The 21,541-nt window shown below is 68.2% G+C and carries 20 protein-coding genes; 6 read left to right on the top strand and 14 right to left on the bottom strand.

From position 1 onward, the window contains the following. Nucleotides 1–196: 196 nt before the first annotated feature. The 4 genes from AC1RR5_RS10850 to AC1RR5_RS10835 form a co-directional block, all read right to left on the bottom strand. The gene (locus tag AC1RR5_RS10850) at nt 197–1,288 is read right to left on the bottom strand and encodes a S1C family serine protease (protein ID WP_492921496.1); all 1,092 of its coding nucleotides are present in this window, start codon (nt 1,286–1,288) and stop codon (nt 197–199) included. Nucleotides 1,289–1,365: 77 nt separating this feature from the next. Then, complete coding sequence (locus AC1RR5_RS10845) at nt 1,366–2,319, bottom strand: bifunctional riboflavin kinase/FAD synthetase (protein WP_492921494.1); 954 nt, start codon at nt 2,317–2,319, stop codon at nt 1,366–1,368. Beyond that, complete coding sequence (locus tag AC1RR5_RS10840) at nt 2,319–2,741, bottom strand: MaoC family dehydratase (protein ID WP_492921492.1); 423 nt, start codon at nt 2,739–2,741, stop codon at nt 2,319–2,321. The genes AC1RR5_RS10845 and AC1RR5_RS10840 overlap by 1 nt, the downstream gene beginning before the upstream one ends. A 10-nt stretch (nt 2,742–2,751) precedes the next feature. Continuing rightward, on the bottom strand, nt 2,752–3,612 hold the full coding sequence (locus AC1RR5_RS10835; protein WP_492922089.1) for a TIGR01459 family HAD-type hydrolase: 861 nt from the start codon (nt 3,610–3,612) through the stop codon (nt 2,752–2,754). A 148-nt stretch (nt 3,613–3,760) separates the two neighbouring features. Between AC1RR5_RS10835 and AC1RR5_RS10830 the strand changes: the two genes are divergently transcribed. Beyond that, complete coding sequence (locus AC1RR5_RS10830) at nt 3,761–4,327, top strand: NnrU family protein (protein WP_492921491.1); 567 nt, start codon at nt 3,761–3,763, stop codon at nt 4,325–4,327. A gap of 145 nt (nt 4,328–4,472) precedes the next feature. Here AC1RR5_RS10830 and AC1RR5_RS10825 read toward each other — a convergent pair whose 3' ends face one another. Together AC1RR5_RS10825 and AC1RR5_RS10820 are read right to left on the bottom strand one after the other, a co-directional pair. Then, nucleotides 4,473–5,177: a 2OG-Fe(II) oxygenase gene (locus AC1RR5_RS10825; RefSeq protein ID WP_492921490.1), complete on the bottom strand. Its 705-nt coding sequence runs from the start codon at nt 5,175–5,177 to the stop codon at nt 4,473–4,475. Then, on the bottom strand, nt 5,174–5,893 hold the full coding sequence (locus tag AC1RR5_RS10820) for a methylated-DNA--[protein]-cysteine S-methyltransferase (RefSeq protein ID WP_492921489.1): 720 nt from the start codon (nt 5,891–5,893) through the stop codon (nt 5,174–5,176). Before AC1RR5_RS10820 ends, AC1RR5_RS10825 begins: the two co-directional genes overlap by 4 nt. Nucleotides 5,894–6,048: 155 nt before the next feature. Here AC1RR5_RS10820 and AC1RR5_RS10815 point away from each other — a divergent pair, with 155 nt between their 5' ends. Then, nucleotides 6,049–7,641, top strand: a complete 1,593-nt coding sequence (locus tag AC1RR5_RS10815; protein WP_492921487.1) for a hypothetical protein — start codon at nt 6,049–6,051, stop codon at nt 7,639–7,641. Here AC1RR5_RS10815 and tipF read toward each other — a convergent pair whose 3' ends face one another. Next, nucleotides 7,642–8,919: a flagella assembly cyclic-di-GMP phosphodiesterase TipF gene (gene tipF / locus AC1RR5_RS10810; protein ID WP_492921486.1), complete on the bottom strand. Its 1,278-nt coding sequence runs from the start codon at nt 8,917–8,919 to the stop codon at nt 7,642–7,644. Between the two features lie 188 nt (nt 8,920–9,107). Between tipF and AC1RR5_RS10805 the strand changes: the two genes are divergently transcribed. The 4 genes from AC1RR5_RS10805 to AC1RR5_RS10790 are packed head-to-tail and all read left to right on the top strand — an operon-like array spanning nt 9,108 to nt 12,070. Further along, nucleotides 9,108–9,431, top strand: coding sequence for a FeoA family protein (locus tag AC1RR5_RS10805; protein WP_492921484.1), 324 nt, complete (start codon nt 9,108–9,110; stop codon nt 9,429–9,431). Nucleotides 9,432–9,441: 10 nt separating this feature from the next. Continuing rightward, entirely contained in the window at nt 9,442–11,343 is a 1,902-nt protein-coding gene (feoB, locus tag AC1RR5_RS10800; protein ID WP_492922088.1) for a ferrous iron transport protein B, read from the top strand. A 50-nt stretch (nt 11,344–11,393) separates the two neighbouring features. Further along, on the top strand, nt 11,394–11,681 hold the full coding sequence (locus tag AC1RR5_RS10795) for a type II toxin-antitoxin system Phd/YefM family antitoxin (protein ID WP_492921482.1): 288 nt from the start codon (nt 11,394–11,396) through the stop codon (nt 11,679–11,681). Then, complete coding sequence (locus AC1RR5_RS10790; RefSeq protein WP_492921480.1) at nt 11,678–12,070, top strand: type II toxin-antitoxin system VapC family toxin; 393 nt, start codon at nt 11,678–11,680, stop codon at nt 12,068–12,070. Before AC1RR5_RS10795 ends, AC1RR5_RS10790 begins: the two co-directional genes overlap by 4 nt. A gap of 10 nt (nt 12,071–12,080) precedes the next feature. On the opposite strand, the gene AC1RR5_RS10785 is transcribed toward AC1RR5_RS10790, so the two are convergent. The 7 genes from AC1RR5_RS10785 to AC1RR5_RS10755 form a co-directional block, all read right to left on the bottom strand. Then, nucleotides 12,081–13,316, bottom strand: a complete 1,236-nt coding sequence (locus AC1RR5_RS10785; RefSeq protein ID WP_492921478.1) for a DUF418 domain-containing protein — start codon at nt 13,314–13,316, stop codon at nt 12,081–12,083. A gap of 33 nt (nt 13,317–13,349) precedes the next feature. Further along, a complete protein-coding gene (locus tag AC1RR5_RS10780) occupies nt 13,350–14,228 on the bottom strand; it encodes a 3-hydroxybutyryl-CoA dehydrogenase (protein WP_492921477.1) in 879 nt (292 codons plus the stop codon). A gap of 160 nt (nt 14,229–14,388) precedes the next feature. Continuing rightward, nucleotides 14,389–15,429, bottom strand: a complete 1,041-nt coding sequence (locus tag AC1RR5_RS10775; RefSeq protein ID WP_492921475.1) for a lysine-2,3-aminomutase-like protein — start codon at nt 15,427–15,429, stop codon at nt 14,389–14,391. A gap of 54 nt (nt 15,430–15,483) precedes the next feature. Beyond that, nucleotides 15,484–16,632: a hybrid sensor histidine kinase/response regulator gene (locus tag AC1RR5_RS10770; protein ID WP_492921473.1), complete on the bottom strand. Its 1,149-nt coding sequence runs from the start codon at nt 16,630–16,632 to the stop codon at nt 15,484–15,486. Further along, the gene (locus AC1RR5_RS10765; RefSeq protein WP_492921472.1) at nt 16,629–17,207 is read right to left on the bottom strand and encodes a chemotaxis protein CheB; all 579 of its coding nucleotides are present in this window, start codon (nt 17,205–17,207) and stop codon (nt 16,629–16,631) included. The genes AC1RR5_RS10770 and AC1RR5_RS10765 overlap by 4 nt, the downstream gene beginning before the upstream one ends. Further along, a complete protein-coding gene (locus tag AC1RR5_RS10760) occupies nt 17,204–18,028 on the bottom strand; it encodes a CheR family methyltransferase (RefSeq protein ID WP_492921471.1) in 825 nt (274 codons plus the stop codon). The genes AC1RR5_RS10765 and AC1RR5_RS10760 overlap by 4 nt, the downstream gene beginning before the upstream one ends. Nucleotides 18,029–18,033: 5 nt before the next feature. Then, nucleotides 18,034–21,444 (bottom strand): response regulator, encoded by a 3,411-nt coding sequence (locus tag AC1RR5_RS10755; protein ID WP_492921469.1) that lies wholly within the window; start codon nt 21,442–21,444, stop codon nt 18,034–18,036. Between the last annotated feature and the right edge of the window lie 97 nt (nt 21,445–21,541).

The following is a 21,541-nucleotide window of genomic DNA, read 5'->3' as shown; positions in this document are numbered from 1 at the left end:
ATTATCCAAGCTGGAAGTTCGGGAGGGGCGCGGACTTAAAAACCCGGCGCGCGCGCAAGCCTGACCGGCGGCGTCACGCCGGGCGGATAATTCGCGCTGTATTCCGAACGGAACTCATGGGGAGCGGGGATAGCAGACAGGGCGGCGAGGCGCAAAGGCTTCGGCGCTCGAGATCCTTCCCCTAGCGGGGAGGATCTTACGCCCCCGGCTTCCGCAGCTTCGGCGTCACCGTCACGCTCATCAGCCGCGCGTTGCGGATCACCAGGAAGTCCGTCGGCCGGCCGATGCTGTGGTGATCCAGCGCCCGCAGCAGGTCGTCCAGGCCGGTCAGGACCTGACTGCCCGCCGCGGCCAGCAGGTCGCCCTCCTTGATCCCCGCCTTGGCGGCCGGGCCGCCGGCGTCGACATGGGCGACATAGGCTGCATACGGCTGATGCAGGCCGGTGGCCTTGGCCAGGGCCGGCGGGATCGGGGCCTGCTGGGCGATCAGGCCGATCGAGCCGCGCCGCACGTGGCCGTGCTCCAGCAGCTCGGCGATCACGAACCGGGCGGTGTTGGCCGCCACCGCGAAACACAGGCCCTGGTAGCCGGCGATGATCGCCGTGGCGATGCCGATGACCTCGCCGGTGGAATTGACCAGCGGCCCGCCGCTGTTGCCGGGATTGAGCGCCGCGTCGGTCTGGATCAGGTCCTCGATCAGCCGGCCGCGCTCGCCGCGCAGGCTGCGGCCCATCGCCGAGACCACGCCGGTGGTCACCGTGGCCTCGAAGCCCAGCGGCGCGCCGACGGCGATGACCAGCTGGCCGCGCCGCAGCTTCTTGGAGTCGCCCAGCTTGGCGACCGGCAGGTTGACGGCCTGGTCGATCTTGATGACGGCCAGATCGGTGTCGGGATCGTCGCCCACGCAGCGGGCGGTGAAGCTGCGGCCCTCGGCATTGATGACGATGTAGCGGCTGGCGCCCTGGATCACGTGGCTGTTGGTCAGGATCAAGCCGTCGGACCCGATGACGAAGCCCGAGCCGACGCCGGACATTCGGGGATCTTCCAGCATCGGATGGATGCGCACGACGCTGGGCCCGATCCGCTCGACGGCGCGGACCACGGCGTTGGAATAGGCGTCCAGCAGATCACCGTCGGGCAGGGCGCAATAGCCGCCCTCGACCTCGACGGCCTTGCCGGTGTCGAACACGAACTGGGCGCCCTCGGGATAGGCGAGGATCTCGTGGCGACGCCTGGTCACCCCGTGTTTCGCCCGCGCGAACTGCTGGTACTTGCGCCCCTTGAGCATCGGTCCCCACCCTGCCGTTAAACAAGGTTAACGGGGCCGGGGCGGATCGGAAAGGGTTTCGCGTGAACCGCGAGCGATCAGAAGGTGGGCGCCACGATCGCCCGGGCCGCCTGCTCGTCCTTGTGGATCTGCGCGATCATCAGCTCCAGGCTGTCGAACTTCAGTTCGGGGCGCAGGAAGGCGATCAGGTCGGTCTCGATGATCTGGCCGTAGAGATCCTCGTCGAAGTCGAACAGCCAGGTCTCCAGCCGCGTCTCGACGATGCCCGTGGTCGGGTTGTTGCCGAGGTTGGCGACGCCCGGAACCTCGCGGCCGTCGGGCAGGCGGGTGCGGGTGGCGTATACGCCGAGTTTCGGCACCACATAGTCCTCGACCTCGACATTGGCGGTCGGGAAGCCCAGCTGGCGGCCCAGCTGCTGGCCCCGGCGCACCACGCCCTCGATGGCGAAGGGCCGGCCCAGGATCAGGGCGGCCTGGTCGGGATGACCGTCGCGCAGGGCGTCGCGCACGCCCGTCGACGAGAACTTGTCGCCGTCCCCCTCGGCCGAGCAATCGGCCACGGGCTCGGCCACCGAAACGGTGAAGCCGTATTCCGCGCCATAGGCCTTCATCAACTCGGCGCTGCCCGAGCGGCCACGGCCGAACGAGATGTCGAAGCCGACGGCGACGTGCTTCACGCCCAGGCCTTCGACCAAGACCTTCTCGACGAACTCGCGGTCGCCGAAGCTGGCCATCTCGAAGTCGAACGGCAGCAGATACAGCAAATCAACGCCCAGTCCGCCCAGGGCGCGGGCCTGCTGCGGATGGGTCATCAGCTTGAAGGCCGGCTCGGTCGGGCGGAACAGGCGGCGCGGGTGCGGGTCGAAGGTGACCACGCCCAACGGCGTCTTGCCGGCCAGGGCGGCTTTCGCGGCCTGGGCGATCACCTGCTGGTGGCCGCGATGCACGCCGTCGAAATTGCCGAGCGCGACGGACGCGCCGCGCTCTTCGGCGGACAGGTTCTTCCAGGCTTGGACGGTCTTCAGGGTCATCAGGCGGCCTTGCGCGGAACCATGACGGTGGCCTCGCCGTCGACGACGGCCTTGCCATTGACCTTGCAGACGGTCGACAGCGTGACCTGGGCCTTGGCCTCGTTGATCTCGGTGACGGTGACGATCGCGGTGACCGCGTCGCCGATCTTCACCGGACGGCGAAAGCGCAGGCCCTGCGTCAGATAGACCGCGCCCGGACCCGGCAGCTGGGTGCCCAGCACCGCCGAGATGTAGCCGGCCGACAGCATGCCGTGGGCGATGCGCTGGCCAAAGCTGGTGGTCGCCGCGTAGTCGGCGTCCAGGTGCACCGGGTTGGTGTCGCCGGTCACTTCGGCGAAAGCGACGATGTCGGCCTCGCCGACGGTGCGGACCAGTTCGGCCGATTGGCCGACGCTCAGGTCTTCGAGAAACTTGCCTTGCATGGCCAACCTCTTACCAGACCAGATCGCCAATGGCGTGGGTCGCGCCCACCTGTTCGGCGTCCAGCAAGGCGTGGACGGCGTCCGGGACCAGCTGGCCGTCCGGACCGACTGCCTTCTCGCCGTGGATGCCCTTGGCGATGAACATGCAGGCCAGCTTCTGGTCGTGGGCGCCCTTCACGTCGGTGATGACGCCGTCGCCGATGCACAGCACCCGGTCGCGGTCGACGGGACGGCCCAGCAGCTGCGCGGCCTCGGCCACGGCCAGGTCGTAGATCGCGGCATAGGGCTTGCCGGCCATGACGACCTTGCCGCCCAGGGTCTCATAGAGGTCGGCCAGCGCGCCGGCGCAGAAGATCAGCCTGTCGCCGCGCTGCACGACGCGATCGGGATTGGCGCAGATGAACAGCAGGCCCCGGTCGGCGGCGACCTGCAGGCGCGCTCGATAGTCCTCGGGGACTTCCTTCTCGTCTTCATAGAGGCCGGAGCACAGGATGAAGTCGGCGTCCTCGGGGCCGGCCAGGGTCAGGTCGAACCCGGCCCACAGCGGACCGTCGCGCTCGGGGCCGACCTTCCAGACCTTGGTCCCGGTGTGCGGGGTCAGCAGCGCCCGGGTCGCGTCGCCCGAGGTGACGAAACCCTGCCAGGCCGAACGCGGCACGCCCAGGCCGTCCAGCTGCGCGACCACGTCATAGGACGGGCGCGGCGAGTTGGAGATCAGCACCACCGGACCCTTGGTCTCGCCCCACTTCGTCAGGGCGTCGCAAGCCTGCGGGAAGCTCTCCACGCCGTTGTGGATCACGCCCCAGACGTCGCACAGCACCACGTCGTAGCGGTCGGAAAGAGCGGAAAGGCCGGCGGGAAAGTCCATCATGGCGTGGGCGGTAACGGTCCAGGGGCGGGGCGTCAATCTCGCCGCCAGCCTTAGCTGCTCCCTGACGCCGGGGATTCAAGGGTCGCAAGCTCAAGCTTTCGAAGACCGGCGTTCCGTGACTATCCTCCGCGCATAAGGGGAGGGGCCGATGACAATTCTGATCCTGGGTCTTGTGCTGTTCTTGGGCATCCACTCGGTGCGGATCCTGGCCGGACCGTTCCGCGACGCGCAGATCGCCGCCAGTCCCAAACGCTGGAAGGGGCTCTACACCCTGGTCTCGTTCGTGGGGCTGGGGCTGATCATCTGGGGCTGGATCCTGGCCCGGCCGATGGCCCCGCAGCTCTACGACCCGCCGACCTGGGGCCGCCACGCGACCCTGGCCCTGGTCTGGATCGCCTTCGTGCTGCTGCCGACCGCCAATGCGCCGACGGGCCGGATCAAGGCGACGGTGCGCCATCCGATGCTGCTGGGGGTGATCTTCTGGTCGGCCGGGCACCTGCTGGCGAACGGGGACCAGGCGTCGGTGAGCCTGTTCGGGGCTTTTCTGGTGTGGGCGATCCTGGACCTGATCTCGGCGCTTCGGCGCGGGGAGCCGGCGCCGGTGGTGGTGAAGCCGCGGGCGGATGTGATCGCGGTGGCAGCCGGCACGGTGCTGTGGGCGGTGTTCGTGTTCTTCCTGCACCGGGTGCTGTTCGGGGTCTCGCCGTTGGGGTGAGGCGCTGAGCGCCCCCTCCGTCTCGCTGCGTATCCGCAGCGATCCACCTCCCCCGCTTCGCAAGGGAGGAGGAAGCTGCTTTTTCCTGCCCCGTGAAACGGGGGAGGTGGCGCGGCGCCGATAGGCGACGTGACGGAGGGGGCGCTTACGTCGCGTCGTGGAAGATCACGCCCAGCGTCCGTCTGCGGCCTGAGCGTATCTCACTCACCCCGTGCCGCAGCACCCTTCGGTGCACGCCCCGCACGCCCTCGGCTGGCCGTTCGCGGACCGCGAAGATCACCCCCTCGCCCTGCCTCAACGGCACCACCTGCGGCGCGCTCTGCTGCCTCGGGCGCTGCTCGACGATCACGAACTCGCCGCCGTCGAAGTCCTGCCCCGGCTCGTCCAGCAGGAACGCCGCCTGCAGCGGAAACACGTGCTCGCCGTAAAGATCCTGGTGCAGGCAGTTGTAGTCGCCCGGCCCATAGGTCAGCAGCAACGGCGTGGGCCGCACCTGGCCCGCCTCGCGGCACCGCGCCAGCATGTCGTCCAGAGCCTCGGGAAACCGCCGCTCCTCGCCCAGCCGTTCGGCCCAGGCATTGGCGATCTCCGACAGCGGCCCATACAGCCCCTGCCGGAGCCGTTGCACGACGTCCGGCAGGGGATAGCTGAAGTACTTGTACTCGCCGCGTCCGAAGCCGTGGCGGGCCATCACCACCCGGCTGCGGAAGCCCGCGTCCTGGGGATAGAGGTTGGCGATGGCCGCGCAGGTCTCGGGTTTGAGGATCGGGCCGGTCAGGGCCCAGCCGCGTGCGTCGAGCTCGGCGGCGATACGGATCCAGTCCATTTTAGGAACAGGATTTGGGGTCACGCCGCCTCGCGCGCCAACAGAGCCGCCTTGCGCTCGACGCCCCAGCGGTAGCCGGACAGGCCGCCATCGGCGCGGACCACGCGGTGGCAGGGCGTGATCACCGCCAGCGGATTGGCCCCGCAGGCCTGGGCCACGGCGCGGAAGGCGCTGGGGCGGCCGATGGCGCGGGCGATGTCGGCATAGGACGCCGTCTCGCCGGCTGGGATCTCGCGTAGGGCGGCCCAGACGGCCTTCTGCAGCTCGGTCCCCTGGTCGTCCAGGGGCAGGTCCGGCGCGTGGTCGGGATGCTCGACCAGCGCGGCCACCGCCTTCAGGTCGGCGGTCAGGCCCTCGGCATCCGGCACGATGCGAGCGTGCTTGAAGCGCTTCTCCAGGTCGGCCTGCAGCGTTGCAGCGTCGTCGCCCAGGGTGACTAGGCGCAGGCCGGCCTCGGAGCGGGCGACGAGCGCCAGGCCCAGGCTGGTCTGACCGACCGCCCAGCGCAGTGTCTCGCGGTTGATGTCGGGCTTGCAGCGCAGGCAGGCGCGCAGGCCGTCGGCGCGGGCGTCCTCGCGCGTGGCGTAGAAAGCGACGTTCTTGCGCAGCGGACGGCCGCCGCAGCTGGCGACGCAATAGACGCCTGTGGTGCGCACGCCGATGTAGAAGGCGCCTTCGGCGGCGCGGTCCTTGGCGCGCATGGCGTCCCAGCGGGCGTCGTCGTTCAGGTAGGTCGTCATGGGAAGTCTCCTTTCGTGGAGAGACCATGCGCCAAGCCGCGCCGGCGATCATTCCGATGCTTGCGGCTTAGGACCCAAACCTGTCAGCAATCGATCGCGGCTTGCGGTCCCCCGACGCGGCGCCCTAACCAGAGGTAGCGCTTCGGGGGGAAGGCATGCGTTCAGGTGTGTGTGGTTTGGCCTTGGCCCTGATGGCCTCGAGCGCCTTGGCCGGGCCGGGCGCCCGGGTGACCCTGACGCCGGACGCCAAGGGCGTTGTCGCCAGCGTCATCCTGCCCGAGGCCGTCACCCGCTTCGCCTTCGAGGAGAACGCCGACGACGTCCGACAGGACACCTGGCGGCCGCCGGCGGACATGACGCTGAAGGACGGGATCCTCCAGCGCGTCGACGGCAAGGCCTTCTCCAGCTTCACGATCCAGCTGACGCCCGACACGGCGCCTCGGGACCGGCGCTATCCGGCCCTGACCCGAGTGGGCGAGGGCTGGCAGGTCTACGGCCCCTATTTCGCCGGCAAGACGACGCCCGCACCCGCCGCGACGGTGGTCTCGAAGAAGGGCTGGTCGGCTCTGCCCAAGGCCAAGGCCGGCCAAGTCTCGCTGGCGGGTTATGTCTATGTCGGGCCGTCGAACCTGGTCAGCGCCGGCGCGGCCACGCTGGTCGCGGCGCCGAACGTCAGCCCGGACCTGCGCGTCCAGATCGCCAAGGCCGGCCAGGGCTCGGCGGCCTATTACCAGCGCCGCCTGGGCGTGGGCCTGCCCGCCAAGCCCGTGCTGATCGCCGCGCGCGTGCCGGAGTTCAACAGCGGCTGGCAGGGCGACACGGTCGACGGGCCGATGATGTCGCTGCGCTTCTTCGGTCCCGCCGTCGCCGGTGCGGACGAAGCGGGGCAGGTATCGGGCTTCGTCGCGCACGAGAGCTTCCACTTCTGGAACAGCCGGTTCCTGGCCTCGGGCGACGCCGAGAACGCGCCGTGGCTGCACGAGGGCGCGGCCGAATATGCGTCCCTGCTGACCACCCGTGAGCTGGGCGCACGCAGCGAGGCGGCGGTGGGCGAGGTTTTGGCCGGACGCCTGGCGGCCTGCGCCGCGTCACTGGGCGACAAGGACCTGGCCGAGCACGGGCCGCGCCGGGGCAAGGCGGTCTATGACTGCGGCGTTGTGGTGCAGTGGGCGGCGGACCTGAAACTGCGCGCCGCCTCGGGCGGCCGGCGGGACGTGCTGGACGCCTGGCGCGAGATCTTCGTTCAGGCCCAGACCGCTGATCAGCATTATGGCGTCAAGGAATTCATGGCCTCGGTCGGAATGAGCGAGGCTGAGGACGATCCGCTGCGCTTGCTGATGCGGACGGGCCAGGCCGACCGCTGGAACCGTCTCACGGCCGCCTTGACGGGACTGGGCGCGACGGTGACGCCGACCCGCTCTGCGGACGCCGACCGCGCCGCGCTGATGTTCGCCCTGCTGGGACCGATCTGTAAGGACAGCTACGGCTTCTTCGGCGGCAACGGCGACTTCATCACTTTGGACACCGGCGACCGTTGCTCTGCGGCGAACGGCAATCCGAAGGTCGACCAGGTCGCCGGCCACGCCATCGTCAAGGACGCCTCGGCCGCGTTCGATACGGTGGCCGTCCTATGCGCTTCAGGCTCTGGCGAGGTTCCGCTGGCCTATCAAGGCCAGGTCGTCGCGACCCTGCCGTGCCGCAAGCTGCCGCCGGCCCCGAAGGCCTGGACGGTCACCAAATGGCGCTGACTACCAACCCACGGCGCGGCGACGCAGCGCCCCGCGCATGAAGTCCTGCGGCGGTTCGGCCTCGGCCAGGACCGCGTCGCGGATGGCGCGCGGTTCGCCGAACAGGTGGCCTTGGCCGTAGCCGATGTCGAGATCCAGGATATCGACGATCTGCTTCTCGGCCTCGACCTTCTCGACGATGACCTCGATGCCGTAGCGGCGGGTCAGGGCGGCGAAGTCGGTGGCGTTCAGGTCGGGCAGCGAGGCGATGACCAGCTTGCCGTCCTGCTCTTCCAGCTGGTCCAGCATCATCTGGGCGCCGACCTTCAGATAGCGGACGTCGGCGCGGGCCAGGTCCTGGAAGTCCAGGTCCAGGTCGTTGACCTTGTCGAGGCTGAAGCTGAAGCCCAGGCTGGCCAGGCGAGCCATGTGGCGGGCCTCGACCGGACCGCGGCGCTCGAACGCCGCCTGGCCCAGCTCGAAGATCACCGCGCCGGCCAGGTCCTTGTTGCCCTGCATGAACTCCAGGAACTGCGGGAAGAAGCTCTCGTCGCCCAGGCTGGCCAGCGAGATGTTGCAGAAGATGCCGACCTTGCGGTCCTGCTTGGCCAGCCGGCGGACGATCTGCACGCAGCGGAACAGCAGCAGGTTGTCGATGGCCGTCATCAGGCCTTCGGGCTCGGCCACGGCCAGGTACTCGGCCGGCATCATCACGCGGCCGGTCTCGTCGCGCAGGCGCGAGAAGCTTTCGTAGAAGACGGTCCGGCGCTGGGGCAGGCTGACGATCGGCTGCAGATAGAGGTCGACGCGGTTCTCGGCCAGGGCGTCCTGCACCACTTCCAGCATGTGGCTGGCTTGCGGCGCGCGCTCGCGGCCGAGGGTGTGGCTGCTGCGAGCCGAGGCGGCGGCGACCTGATGGCTGAGCTGCTGCTCCATCCGGTCGCTCATCTGGGAGATCATGTCTTCCAGCTGGTGGACCTCGGTCGACAGCTCCTCGGTGCGGCGCTGGGCGTCGGCGGCGACCGTCTCCACGAGATCCGACACGCGGGCGTCGACCTTCTCGATCTGGTCCAGGAGGATGGCGTGGGCTTCCCGCACGGTGTCGATGTCGCCGCGCAGGGCGGCGGCCAGGAAGGTCTGGCCCAGCAGGCCGTGGAAGGCGAAGCACAGGCCCAGCGTGCCGATGAAGGCCGAGACGCCGACAGCCGGTGTCGCGCCCATCCTCCACAGGAAGAGCGAGACGATCAGAGCCAGACAAAGATAGGCCCCCGTCAGGAGCCCCAGCATCAGCCTACGCATAATTCGCCCATACGAATCGGAACACGTAATCAGACCGAGCGGCGTTCGAAGAGTCGAATCTATTAACGACCCTGCGCCATTCGGTCCCAACAGCCCTTAAGGCGTCAGCATACCTCAAAACGCCAGGATCGCTGAATCGACATTGGTCTCTTCGACTGATAATCGTTCGCAATCTAATCGGAGCCATTATGTCCGAAGCGTTTGCGTTGTCCCCCGAATTCAACCCGGCCGAGAGCGATCCCGGCGGTCTGCGTCCCCTGGCCTCGGCCCGGCGCGGCGACCGTGGCGTGATCGCTCGCGTAACCGGCGTCTCGGGCGCGGCCGAGGCCGTCGTCGCCGAGGAGCTGGAGCGCCGCCTGCTGGAGATGGGCTTCGTGGAGGGCGCGACGATCGAGGTGCTGCACGAGGGCCTGTTCGGCCGCGATCCGATCGCCGTGCGGGTGGACGACACCCGCGTGGCTCTTCGCCGCCGCGAGGCTGGCGCTGTCAGTGTGAAGTTCGACGGACGATAAGACCTTGGCTCTGGATACCGCTGTCGACGTTTCCGACACCCCTTCGAAATTCACGGACTCGACCCGGATCGCCCTGGTGGGCAATCCCAACTCGGGCAAGACCGCGCTGTTCAACGCCCTGACCGGTAGCCGCCAGAAGGTCGCCAACTACGCCGGCGTCACCGTCGAGCGGAAGGAAGGCGTGCTGACCACGGCCGCCGGCCGTCAGATGCGCGTGCTGGACCTGCCGGGCACTTACTCCCTGCGGGCCCGCAGCCCGGACGAGGTCGTCACCCGCGACGCGGTGCTGGGCAAGCTGGCCGGCGAGGCCGCGCCCGAGTGCCTGATCTGCGTGGCCGACGCCACCAACCTGCGCATGGTGCTGCGCCTGGTGCTGGAGCTGAAGCAGGTGGGCCGCCCGTTCGTGCTGGCCCTCAACATGTTCGACATCGCCCAGCGCCAGGGCCTGCGCATCGACCTGGAGCAGCTCAGCAAGGAAATCGGCGCGCCGATCGTCACTACGGTGGCGACCCGCAAGCGCGGCCTGCCCGAGCTGCTGGAAAAGGTCGAGGCCATCGTCGCGACCCGCGGCGTCGAGGCCGAGAACGTCTGGCACGAGCCGACCGCCGGCGAGATCCGCGCCGCGCACGCCGAGGCCCAGCGCATCTTCAAGGCCTGCGTGAAACCGCCCGAGCATCCCGACACGGTGACGGGCAAGATCGATAGCGTGCTGCTGCATCCGATCGCGGGCCTGGCCATCCTGTTCACCCTGCTGTTCGTGATGTTCCAGGCGGTGTTCACCTGGGCCACGATCCCGGCCGACGCCATCGACGGCGCCTTCGCCGGCCTGGCCGGCTGGGTCAACGAGACCCTGCCGCACGGGCTGCTGGCCAGCTTCATCGCCGACGGCCTGATCGCTGGCGTCGGCAGCGTGCTGGTGTTCCTGCCGCAGATCCTGATCCTGTTCTTCTTCATCCTGCTGCTGGAAGACAGCGGCTACATGGCCCGCGCGGCCTTCCTGATGGACAAGATCATGGGCGGCGCCGGCCTACACGGGCGGGCCTTCATCCCGCTGCTATCCAGCTTCGCCTGCGCCATTCCCGGGATCATGTCGACGCGGGTGATCGACAACAAGCATGACCGCCTGACCACCATCCTGGTCGCCCCGCTGATGACCTGCTCGGCGCGGATTCCGGTCTACACCCTGATCATCGGCGCCTTCATCCCGAACCAGACCGTCTGGGGCGTCCTGTCCCTGCAGGGCCTGGTGATGTTCGGCCTCTATGCCGGCGGCATCGTCAGCGCCCTGGTCGTGTCGTTCGTGATCCGCAGCGTCTTCTGGCGTGGCGCGGTCGAGCCCTTCATGATGGAGCTGCCGACCTATCGCTGGCCCGAGCCGCGCAACGTCCTGCTGAACCTGTGGACCCGCGCGCAGATCTTCCTGAACCGCGCTGGCCGCATCATCCTGCCGCTGATGGTGCTGGTCTGGGTGCTGTCGACCTTCCCCTATCCGCCGGAAGGCGCGACGGGCCCGGCCATCGACTACAGCTTCGCCGGCCGCATCGGCCACCTGATCGCCCCGGTCATGGCCCCGATCGGCTTCAACTGGCAGATGACCATCGCCCTGATCCCGGGCTTCGCGGCTCGCGAGGTCGCAGTGGCGGCGCTCGGCACGGTCTACGCGGTCGGCGGCGACGACGACGCGGGCACCAAGCTGGGCGTGCTGCTGGCCGGCAAGTGGTCGCTGGCCACGGCCCTGTCGTTCCTGTCCTGGTACATCTTCGCCCCGCAGTGCGCGGCGACCCTGGGCGTGGTCAAGCGGGAGACCAACGGCTGGACCTGGCCGACCGTGATGTTCCTGTACATGACGGGCCTGGCGTACCTGGCCTCGTTCGCGACCTATCACATCGCGGTGGCGCTCGGGGCGGGGTGAGCCGCTAACCTCAGGGTTGTTCTTCTTATGTTCCGTGCTATGCTCGGGACATGACGATCCGGGTGGACATCGCGGAGTTGGCCGATCTTGAGGCGCTTATCGCCCAGATCGACGCTGGCGAGGACATTGTGCTCACGCGCGATGGGCAGGCTGTCGCGACGATAAACGTCGCCCTACCGAAAGCTCGGGAGCCTATCGAGCGCGTGCCGGGACTTTTCGCTCACCTGGGGCCGATGGACGATCCGGATATTTTCTTCCGCCCGGACCCTGAGTTCATCGAGCTTGCCGAGTCCCATGATGAGGACGAATTCTATCGGCCCCAGACGCCGGAGACGTGAGCTTCCTGCTCGATACCCATGCGCTGGTCTGGTGGCTGGTCGCTCCGGAGCGCCTATCCAGACTGGTCAACGGCCACATCAAGGATAGGAGCGCACGACTCTTCATCAGCGCCGCGAGCCTTTACGAGATCGAATATAAGCGCGAGCGAGATCGCCTTCTCTACCGCTTGCCGCGAGACATGACGCGCGTCGTGCCGATGCTCGGCTTCGAATGGCTAAGCATCGATCCGGACGACGTCTTCGATGCGGCGCGTCTGAGCGATCATCATCGCGATCCCTGGGATCGGATCATTGCCGCCCAGGCCCATCGCCGACGGCTCAACTTGATTACCGCCGATGGTGTTCTGACGAGGGCCTGCATCGACTGGCGGGTGGAGACCTTCTGGTAGCGGTCCGAGGTTACCCCGCCCGCTCCAGACGCTTGCCATAGGTCAGTCGCCGCCACACCCACTCCAGCGGGCCCATCCGGAACCGCGCGAGCCATAGCGGCGACCAGACTAGCTGCAACACCCAGATCGCCACGACGCAGCCCCACAGCTGCACGCGGTCCAGTTGGCCGTAGAGGCCAAGGCCGCGGCCGCTCCACAGGATGGTGGTCATGATCAGCGACTGGGTCAGGTAGTTGGTGAAGGCCATCTGGCCAAGGCGCGCCAGCGGCGTCAGGAGCTTTCGCACGATCGCCGAACGGATCAGCAGGATCGCCGCCGAGGCGTAGCCCAGGGTGATGGGCAGGCTCGCAAATTCGTAGGCCAACTGATAGCGGCCGGCGTTCTGGGGCTCGGCGAAGTGGGTCGTAAGCTTGGCGCAGGCTTCCCAGCCGGCCCAGGCCAGGGCCGCCGCGCCAAGGAGAATGAGCGCGGCATAGACGGCGGTCGGGGCGCGGCCGGTCACGAAGCCCGACTTGAACAGCGCCATGCCCAGCAGCATCAAGGCGCCGGTGCGCCAACTGAACACGACCAGGCTGCCGGCCTGCAGCATGGCCCAGTCCTTGGCGTTATGGATCATGGCCGGGACCAGGCCCTGTCGCATTTCGGCGATGGCCAGGGGGATGTCGGCGGGCGTCGAGGGCGGGCCCATCTGCTCGATCACCTTGCGCTGCATCTCGGGCGGGGCGCTCTCGAGGGCGATATAGGGCGCGACGGCCAGGGCCGAGCCCAGCAGGATGACGGCCAGGCTGACGCCGAACAGCTTGCGTGCCGGCCAGTCGCGCCAGCGCATCACCACGAAGCCGACGCAGGCGTACAGCAGCAGGATGTCGCCGAACCACAGCAGCAGGCCGTGCAGCAGGCCGAAGAGCGCCAGCCAGCCCAGCCGGCGGCGCAGCAGGGCGGTCCGCGCCGGCTCGCCGCCCTCGCCGCCGACCAGCAGGATCGACACGCCGAACAGCATCGAGAACAGGGTGACGAACTTGTAGTGGAAGAAGGTCTGGACCACCCACCAGGCGGTCGCTTCGTGTCCCACCAAGGGGAAGGGCGACAGCGCCGGCTCGATATAGACCGGCAGCGGTTGGGCGAAGCCGATGGCGTTGACGGTCAGGATGCCCATCACGCCCAGGCCGCGCAGCACGTCGAGGCTGAGATGCCGATCGCCCCTGGCAACTGGCGTCAAGGCGACCGGCCGCAAAGTATCGGTCATCGGCGTCCCCGCTCTACGAAGACGCCGTGTCCGCTAGCGCGTCGGAACCGGCGTCTCGCCCCGGTAGTCATAGAAGCCGCGACCGGTCTTTTTGCCAAGCCAGCCGGCCTCGACATATTTCACCAGCAGCGGGCAGGGGCGGTACTTGCTGTCGGCCAGGCCTTCGTAGAGCACGTTCATGATGCTCAGCACGGTGTCCAGGCCGATGAAGTCGCCCAGCTCCAGCGGGCCCATCGGGTGGTTGGCGCCCAGCTTCATGGCTGTGTCGATGGCGTCGACGGTGCCGACCCCTTCGTACAGGGTGTAGATCGCCTCGTTGATCATCGGCACCAGCACGCGGTTGACGATGAAGGCGGGGAAGTCTTCGGCGTTGCTCGTGATCTTGCCCAGCGACTGGGCGAAGGACACGGCGCGCTCGTAGGTCGGGACGTCGGTGGCGATGCCGCGGATGATCTCCACCAGCTTCATCAACGGCACAGGGTTCATGAAGTGCAGGCCGATGAAGCGCTCGGGGCGGTCCGTGGCCGAGGCCAGGCGCGTGATCGAGATCGACGAGGTGTTCGAGGCCAGGATCGTGGTGGGCGTGAGGTGCGGCTGCAGGCTGCGGAAGATCGACTTCTTGATCTCCTCGTTCTCGGTGGCCGCCTCGATGGCCAGATCCGTGGCGCCGATGGCCTCCAGGCCCTCGGCGGGCTGGATGCGGGCCAGGGCGGCCGTCATCGCGGCCTCGTCGATGATCCCACGGCCGACTTGGCGGGCCATGTTCTTCTCGATCAGGACCAGACCGGCGTCGATCCGCTCGCGCGAGACGTCGTGCAGCCGTACGTCGTAGCCGCCCAGGGCGACGACATGCGCGATGCCCGACCCCATCTGGCCGGCGCCGATAATGCCGACCGTCTTGATTTCACTCATAAAAGCCAAGCCTTCGCTTGAAATCGCGCCAGACTTCGGCGCCCGGACCCTCGGATATGCCGACTTTTCTAGCACGAGAAACCCCGCACTCGCCAAGGCTTTGCTGCGATGCAGCGTGAGCGTGGCCGCAAAGCCTTGTCAGGGTTGGGCTTCGGGACCGTCAGTCCTGGGGCGGATAGGGGTGAGCGGTCCCATTCGGGTCCTCGACAGATCCGTCATCGACATAGGTCGGACCGACCGGAACCTTGCCGTGGCCGCCGGGGATGTCGAGCACGTAGGTCGGCTGGGCCAGGCCCGAGACCGTGCCGCGCAGGGCCTTCATGATCGCCTGACCCTCGGCGATCGTGGTGCGCAGGTGGGCGGTGCCCGGCGCGTGGTCGTGATGGTGCAGGTAGTACGGCCGGATCCGCATCTCGACGAAGGTCCGCATCAGCTGCGCCAGCGTCGCGGCGTCGTCATTGACCCCGCGCAGCAGCACGGTCTGGGAGAGCATCGGGATCCCCGCGTCGACGATCTTGGCGCAGGCGGCGCGGGCGGCCGGGGTCAGTTCGCGGGCGTGGTTGGCGTGCAGGGCGACATAGACGGTCTTGGTGGTGCGCTTGAGGGCCGCCACCAACGCGTCGGTCACCGCCGCCGGGTCCACCGCCGGCACGCGGGTGTGGAAGCGGACGATCTTGACGTGGTCGATGGCGTCCAGCCGGTCCATCAGGTCGGCCAGGCGACGAGGCGACAGCACCAGCGGGTCGCCGCCGGTGACGATGACCTCCCAGATCTCCGGCCGGCCGGCGATATAGGCGAAGGCGGCGTCCAGTTGGGCGGGGGACAGGTTCGACAGGCCCTCGGGCCCGACCATCTCGCGGCGGAAGCAGAACCGGCAATAGACCGCGCAGGTGTGGGTCGGCTTCAGCAGCACCCGGTCGGGGTAGCGATGGACGATTCCTTCCACAGGGCTGTGGATAACGTCGCCGATCGGATCGCCGTCCTCGCCGGGGCTGGCGACCAGCTCTTCCGACGAGGGGATGAACTGACGGGCGATCGGGTCGTTGGCGTTGGCCGGATCGATCAGCTCGGCCATGGCCGGGGTGATCGCCACCGCATAGCGCGCCGCCACCGCCTCCAGCGCCTCCAGGCGCTCGGGCGGGACCAGCCCGGCCTCGGTCAGGGACCGGGCGTTGCGGAGGGTCTTGGTGACGGGGGGCATGAGGGGCGGGGATATGCGGGATTTCCGCCCCGGAATCAAATCACCCGCCCCCAATCACCCTGGGTCGCGCGCCAGCGGGATGGTCACGGTGAAGGTGCTGCCCTTGTTCAGGCCGGCGCTGGCGACGTCGATCGAGCCGCCGTGCAGCGCGACCAGCTGCTTGCACAGCGCCAGGCCGATGCCCAGGCCCCCTTGCGACTTCGACAGGTGGTCCTCGACCTGGGCGAAGATCTCGAAGATGCCGGTCTGCAGCTCGGGCGGGATGCCGACGCCGGTGTCGGAAACCCGGATCTCGGCCACGCCGCCGTGGCGGTGGGCCGACAGGGTCACCGTGCCGCCGGGCGGGGTGTATTTGGCGGCGTTGTTCAACAGGTTGCCGACCACCTGGGCCAGGCGGGTGTGGTCGGCGTCCAGCCAGATCGGGCCGGTGTCGATGTCGGTGACCAGCGTGTGGTTCGCCTGGTCGAGATGGTGCTGACTGGCCTCGATCGCCGAGCCCAGGATCTCGCTGAGCTGGATCCGGTCCTTCTTCAGCGTGATCTTGCCCTCGTTGACCCGCGAGACGTCCAGCAGGTCGTCGACCAGGTGCGAGAGGTGCGACAGCATCCGGTCCATGCGGGCGCGGATGTCGGTCGAGCGCTCGGCCGGGATGTCCTTGCCCAGGAGGTGCAGGCCGCCGGCCAGGGCGGCGATCGGGTTGCGCAGTTCGTGGGCCAGCACGGCCAGGAAGCTGTCCTTGTGGCGATCGGCGCGGCGCAGGGCCTGGGCGGCGGCCTCCAGCTCGTCGCGCTGGCGCTCCAGCTGCTGGCGCTGGCGATAGAGGTCGAAGAAGACGTTGGCCTTGCTGCGCAGGACGTCCGGCTCGATCGGCTTGTTGATGAAGTCGACGGCCCCGGCCTCATAGCCGCGGAAACGGCGCTGGGCGTCGGAGGCGGCGCCGGCGGTCAGGAAGATGATCGGCACGTGGCGGGTGCGCATGGCCCCGCGCATGAACTCGGCCAGCTCGAAGCCGTCCATGCCGGGCATCTGCACGTCCAGCAGGGCCAGCGCCACGTCGTGGCGCAGCAGAAGTTCCAGCGCCTCTTCGCCCGACCGGGCCTTCAGCAGGACGAGGTCCTCGCGGCGCAGCAGCGCCTCCAGCGAGACCAGGTTCTCGGACAGGTCGTCGACCAGCAGAAAATGGACAGGCCGCAAACCGCTCATCGCTTACTCCCCAAACTCCGCAAATAGACGCCGATATCTTCCAGCGACATCGTCCGCGCCGCCGGCCAGGCGGCCAGGGCCGCTTCCGGCATGGCCGAGGCGGCCGCGCTGACGGGATCCTCGACCACGACCACGCCGCCGGCTTCGGCGACGGCCTTCAGGCCCTCGGCCCCATCCTGGTTGGCGCCTGTCAGTATCACTCCGACCAGCCCCGGGCCAAAGGCGTCGGCGGCGCTCTCGAACAGGACGTCGATCGAGGGCCGAGAGTGCAGCACCGGCTCGTCGGTCGACAGCGACAGGAACTCCGGCGTCTCGACCAGCAGGTGATAGTCCGGCGGCGCGAAATAGATCACGCCCGGGGCGATCGGCTCCTTGTCCTCGGCCTCGCGCACGATCATGGCGCAACGGCTCTGGAAGAGTTCGGTCAGGGCGTTGCGGCGGTCCGGCGGCACGTGGACGACCACCATCACCGGCAGCGGATAGTCGCCCGGCAGCGGCGGCAGCAGCGCCGACAGCGCCTGCACGGCTCCGGCCGAGGCCCCGATCACGACGGCTTGGATCGCTTCTCCGCTCATGACTCGCGCTTCTGGTAGATCTTCTCGTCGCGGTCGAACTCCGCGAAGGCGCCGGTGTGGGCCGAGAAGCGCAGGCTCTCCTTGGCCCCGAGGCCGAGGAACCCCTTGCGGGTCAGGCTGTCGCGGAACAGGCCGATGGCGCGGTCCTGCAGGTCGCGATCGAAATAGATCAGCACATTGCGGCACGAGATCAGGTGCATCTCGCCGAACACCGCGTCGGTGACCAGACTGTGGTCGGAGAACACCACCCGCTCGCGCAGGCTCTTGTCGAACACCGCCCCGCCATAGCCGGTGGTGTAGTAGTTCGACAGCGAGGACTTGCCGCCCGAGCGGCGGTGGTTCTCGGTGAACAGCTTCAGGCGGTCGATCGGATAGATGCCGCGCGCGGCCGCCTGCAGGGCGTCCGGATTGATGTCGGTGGCGTAGAACAGGGTGCGGTCCTCGAGGCCCTCCTCGCGGAACAGGATGGCCAGCGAGTACAGCTCCTCGCCCTCGCTGCAGCCGGCCACCCAGACCTTCAGCGACGGATAGGTCTTCAGGTGCGGCAGCACCGTCTCGCGCAGGGCCTTGAAGTAGCTGGGGTCGCGGAACATCTCGCTGACCTGCACGGTCAGATAGCCCAGCAGCTTCTCCAGCATGTCCGGATCGTGAAGCAGCGCGTCCTGCATGGCCGAGTAGCTGGGATAGCCCAGCTGCTGGCGGGCCTGCTTCAGGCGACGCTTGACCGACGCCTGGGCATAGCGCCGGAAGTCGTAGTGGTAGCGCTGGTACAGCGCCTCCAGCAGCAGCCTGATCTCGATGTCCTCGACCTGGTCACGCATGGCGGTCAGCGGGGCATCCAGACGCGGACGAGCGACAGCAGCTGATCCACATCCAGCGGCTTGGCCATGTAGTCGTTGGCCCCGGCCTCGATGCACCGGGCCTGGTCGTCGGGCATGGCCTTGGCGGTCAGGGTGATGATCGGCAGCTTCTTGAAGCGGGCGTCCTTGCGGATTTCGGCGGTGGCGGTGAGGCCGTCCATGACTGGCATCATCACGTCCATCAAGACGAGGTCGATGGCGCCGCCGTCTTCCTTGGCCGATCTCTCCAGCGCCTCGATGGCCTCCTTGCCGTTGCGGGCGATCTCGATGATCGCGCCGCGCGGCTCGAGGATATTCGTGATGGAGTAGACGTTGCGGACATCGTCCTCGACCACCAGAATCCGGCGACCCTCCAGCGCAGCGTCGCGGTTGTGGGCCTTCTTGATCATCGACTGCTGTTCGGCCGGCAGCTCGGTGACCACCTGGTGCAGGAACAGCGAGACCTCGTCCAGCAGGCGCTCGGGCGAGCGGGCGCCCTTGACGATGATCGAGTCCGAGTAGCGACGAAGGCGCTGCTCGTCGGCCTGGGACAGGTCATGGCCCGTGTAGACGATGACCGGCGGGAAGGCGTAGCCGCCCTCGTGGCTCAGGGTCTCCAGCAGGCTGAAACCGGAAGCGTCAGGCAGGTTCAGGTCCAGGACCATGCAGTCGAAGGTCTCGGTCTTCAGCCGCTCCAGGCACTCGGCCGCGGTGGCCACGCCGACGGTTTCGACATCGCCCGAGGCCAGGAGCTTGCCGACCGCTTCGCGCTGGACCTTGTCGTCCTCGACGATCAGCACGCGACGCGACGAGGCCGACAGGCGCGAGGTGATGGCGTCCAGCGCGTTGGACAGCTCCTCGCGCTTCACGGGCTTCACCAGATAGCCGATGGCGCCCAGCGACAGGGCCGTCTGGGTGTGGTCGGCGGCCGAGACCACGTGGACCGGGATGTGGCGGGTGTCGACGTCGCGCTTCAGGCGCTCCAGCACCGCCAGGCCCGACTGGTCCGGCAGGCCGACGTCCAGGACGATAGCGCTGGGGCGATGCTTGCGGGCCAGCACCAGGGCCTCCTCGGCCGAGCCGGCGACCAGGCACTGGAAGCCCGACTCCCGCGCGACGTCGCGCAGGATGCCGGCGAAGCTGGAGTCGTCCTCGACCACCAGCAGGATGCGCTGGCCGCCCGACAGGATTTCGCGGTCGTCTTCGACGCGCGGGCCGATCGGGACGTAGCGGGGCGCCTCGGCCGCCTTCTTGGTCGGGGCGGCGGGCGGCGGGGCCGGGACGTCGACGCGCTGCGGCACCTGAGCCGGGTCGTAGCTGAGCGGCATGGACAGGGTGAAGCGGCTGCCCTTGCCGTGGACGCTGGCCAGGGTGATGGTCGCGCCCAGCAGGCGGGCCAGTTCGCGGCTGATCGACAGGCCCAGGCCTGTGCCGCCATAGCGCCGGCTGATCGTGCCGTCGGCCTGGCGGAAGGCTTCGAAGATGCTGTGCTGCTGCTCCTCGGCGATGCCGATGCCGGTGTCGGTCACCGATAGGGCGATGCGGTCGTCTTCGCGGGTGATCTCCAGCTTGACGCCGCCCTTCTCGGTGAACTTGAAGGCGTTCGACAGCAGGTTCTTGAGCACCTGCTCCAGGCGCAGGCGGTCGCTGAACAGCGAGGCCGGGACGTCGTCGGCGATGGTGATCTCGAAGTCCAGCTTGCGGTCGTCGGCGACCGGCTTGAAGACCTGGCGCAGATCGGTGGCCAGGCGCTGCAGCGACACCGTCTCGGGACGAATTTCCAGGTGGCCGGCCTCGATCTTGGACAGGTCGAGAATGTCGTTGATCAGGGTCAGCAGGTCGTTGCCCGACGACTGAATGGTGCGGGCGTGCTGAACCTGCTCCTCGGAGAGGTTGCCGACCGGGTTGTCGCCAAGCAGCTTGGACAGGATCAGCAGCGAGTTGAGCGGCGTGCGCAGCTCGTGGCTCATATTGGCCAGGAAGTCGGACTTGTACTGGCTGGCCTGTTCCAGCTCGCGGGCCTTCAGCTCGACCGCCGCGCCGGTGCGCTCCAGGTCGTCGCGCTGGCTTTCCAGCAGCTGGGCCTGTTCCTCCAGCTGGCTGTTGGTCTGTTCCAGCTCGGCCTGCTGCTGCTCCAGGCGAACCTGGGATTCCTTCAGCGCGCGGCCCTGCTCCTCCAGCTCCTCGTTGGAGACGCGCAGCTCCTCGCTCTGGACCTGCAGCTCCTCGGCCTGGGCCTGGGTCTTTTCCAGCAGCTCGCGCAGCTCGGCGCGGTAGCGGGCCGAGCGCAGGGCGATGCCGACGGCCTCGGAGGCGTCGTTCAGGAACTCCAGGACGCGATCGTCGATGGCGTTGAGGAAGCCCAGCTCGACCACGCCATGGACGCCGTCCTCGGCGACGGCGGGGAACAGGATCAGGTGGCGCGGCTTGTCGCGGCCCAGGGCCGAGCCGATGGTCAGGTAGCCCTCGGGCACGTCGGCCAGGACCTTGGTCTCGCGGCTGGCGGCGACCTGGCCCAGCAGACCCTCGCGCAGGCCAAAGCGCTCGACGATCTGGGCGTCGCCCGGCACGCCGTAGCTGGCGACACGCTGGTAGCGCTCGCCGTCGGCGGTGAACACCGCGCCCGCCTGGGCCCCCGCGAATTTCGCCAGGAAGCCCAGAATGTTGTCGCCCAGCTCCTCGGATCCCTGGTCGCCCAGCATCGCCGAGGCCAGGCCCACCTGGCCCGAGGCCAGCCATTGGCGGCGCTCGTTGGCGACGGTGGCGCGGCGAATGAGAATGCCGACCACCAGGGTCAGGAAGATGCCCAGCAGGCCGGACATCAAGCCGCTGAGCAGGGCCGACTGGTAGGCCGCGTCCATCTCGGTCAGGCGTTCGCGGCGCAGGCGCGCCTCTTCCTGCTGGATGACGCTGAGCTGGGACCGGATGGCGTCCATCTCGGTCTTGCCGCGGTCGGAATTGACGATGGCCAGGGCGGCCCCGGCCCCCTCGCTCCGGCGAACGTCGATGGTGTTCTTCAGTTCGGCCATCTTGGCCGTCACGTGGCGTTGCAGGCCGTTGATGCGATCCTGCTGACTGGCGTTGTCGCTGGTCAGGGTCGCGAGCTTCTCGACCTGGCGCTCGACATTGGCCACCGCCGCCTCATAGGGCTCGAGATAGCGGTCGTTGCCGGTGAGGAGGAAACCGCGCTGACCCGTCTCTGCGTCCTGGACGCTGGAGCGCAGTTCGCCGATCGCCACGATGACCTCGTGCGAATGGAAGATCATCCGGGCGTCGTCGCGCAGGATGTTGGTGTTGCGATGGGCCACCAGGCCGCTGCCGACGAAGAACAGGATCGCCAGGCCCAGACCCAGAAAGGTCTTCGGATCCAGGAATGCCGATTTGTTCGGCGAGGCCACTTGTGTGGCTTTCAGTCGGTTAGGCATGAGCAGCAGGTCCTCGGCGGGCATAGGACCGCGCGGCGCGATAGAACTCAGGATTCGGGAAAAGAGATAG

Source organism: Caulobacter sp. GW821-FHT11E11 (assembly GCF_058808315.1).
This window is presented reverse-complemented; position numbering and strand designations above follow the sequence as displayed.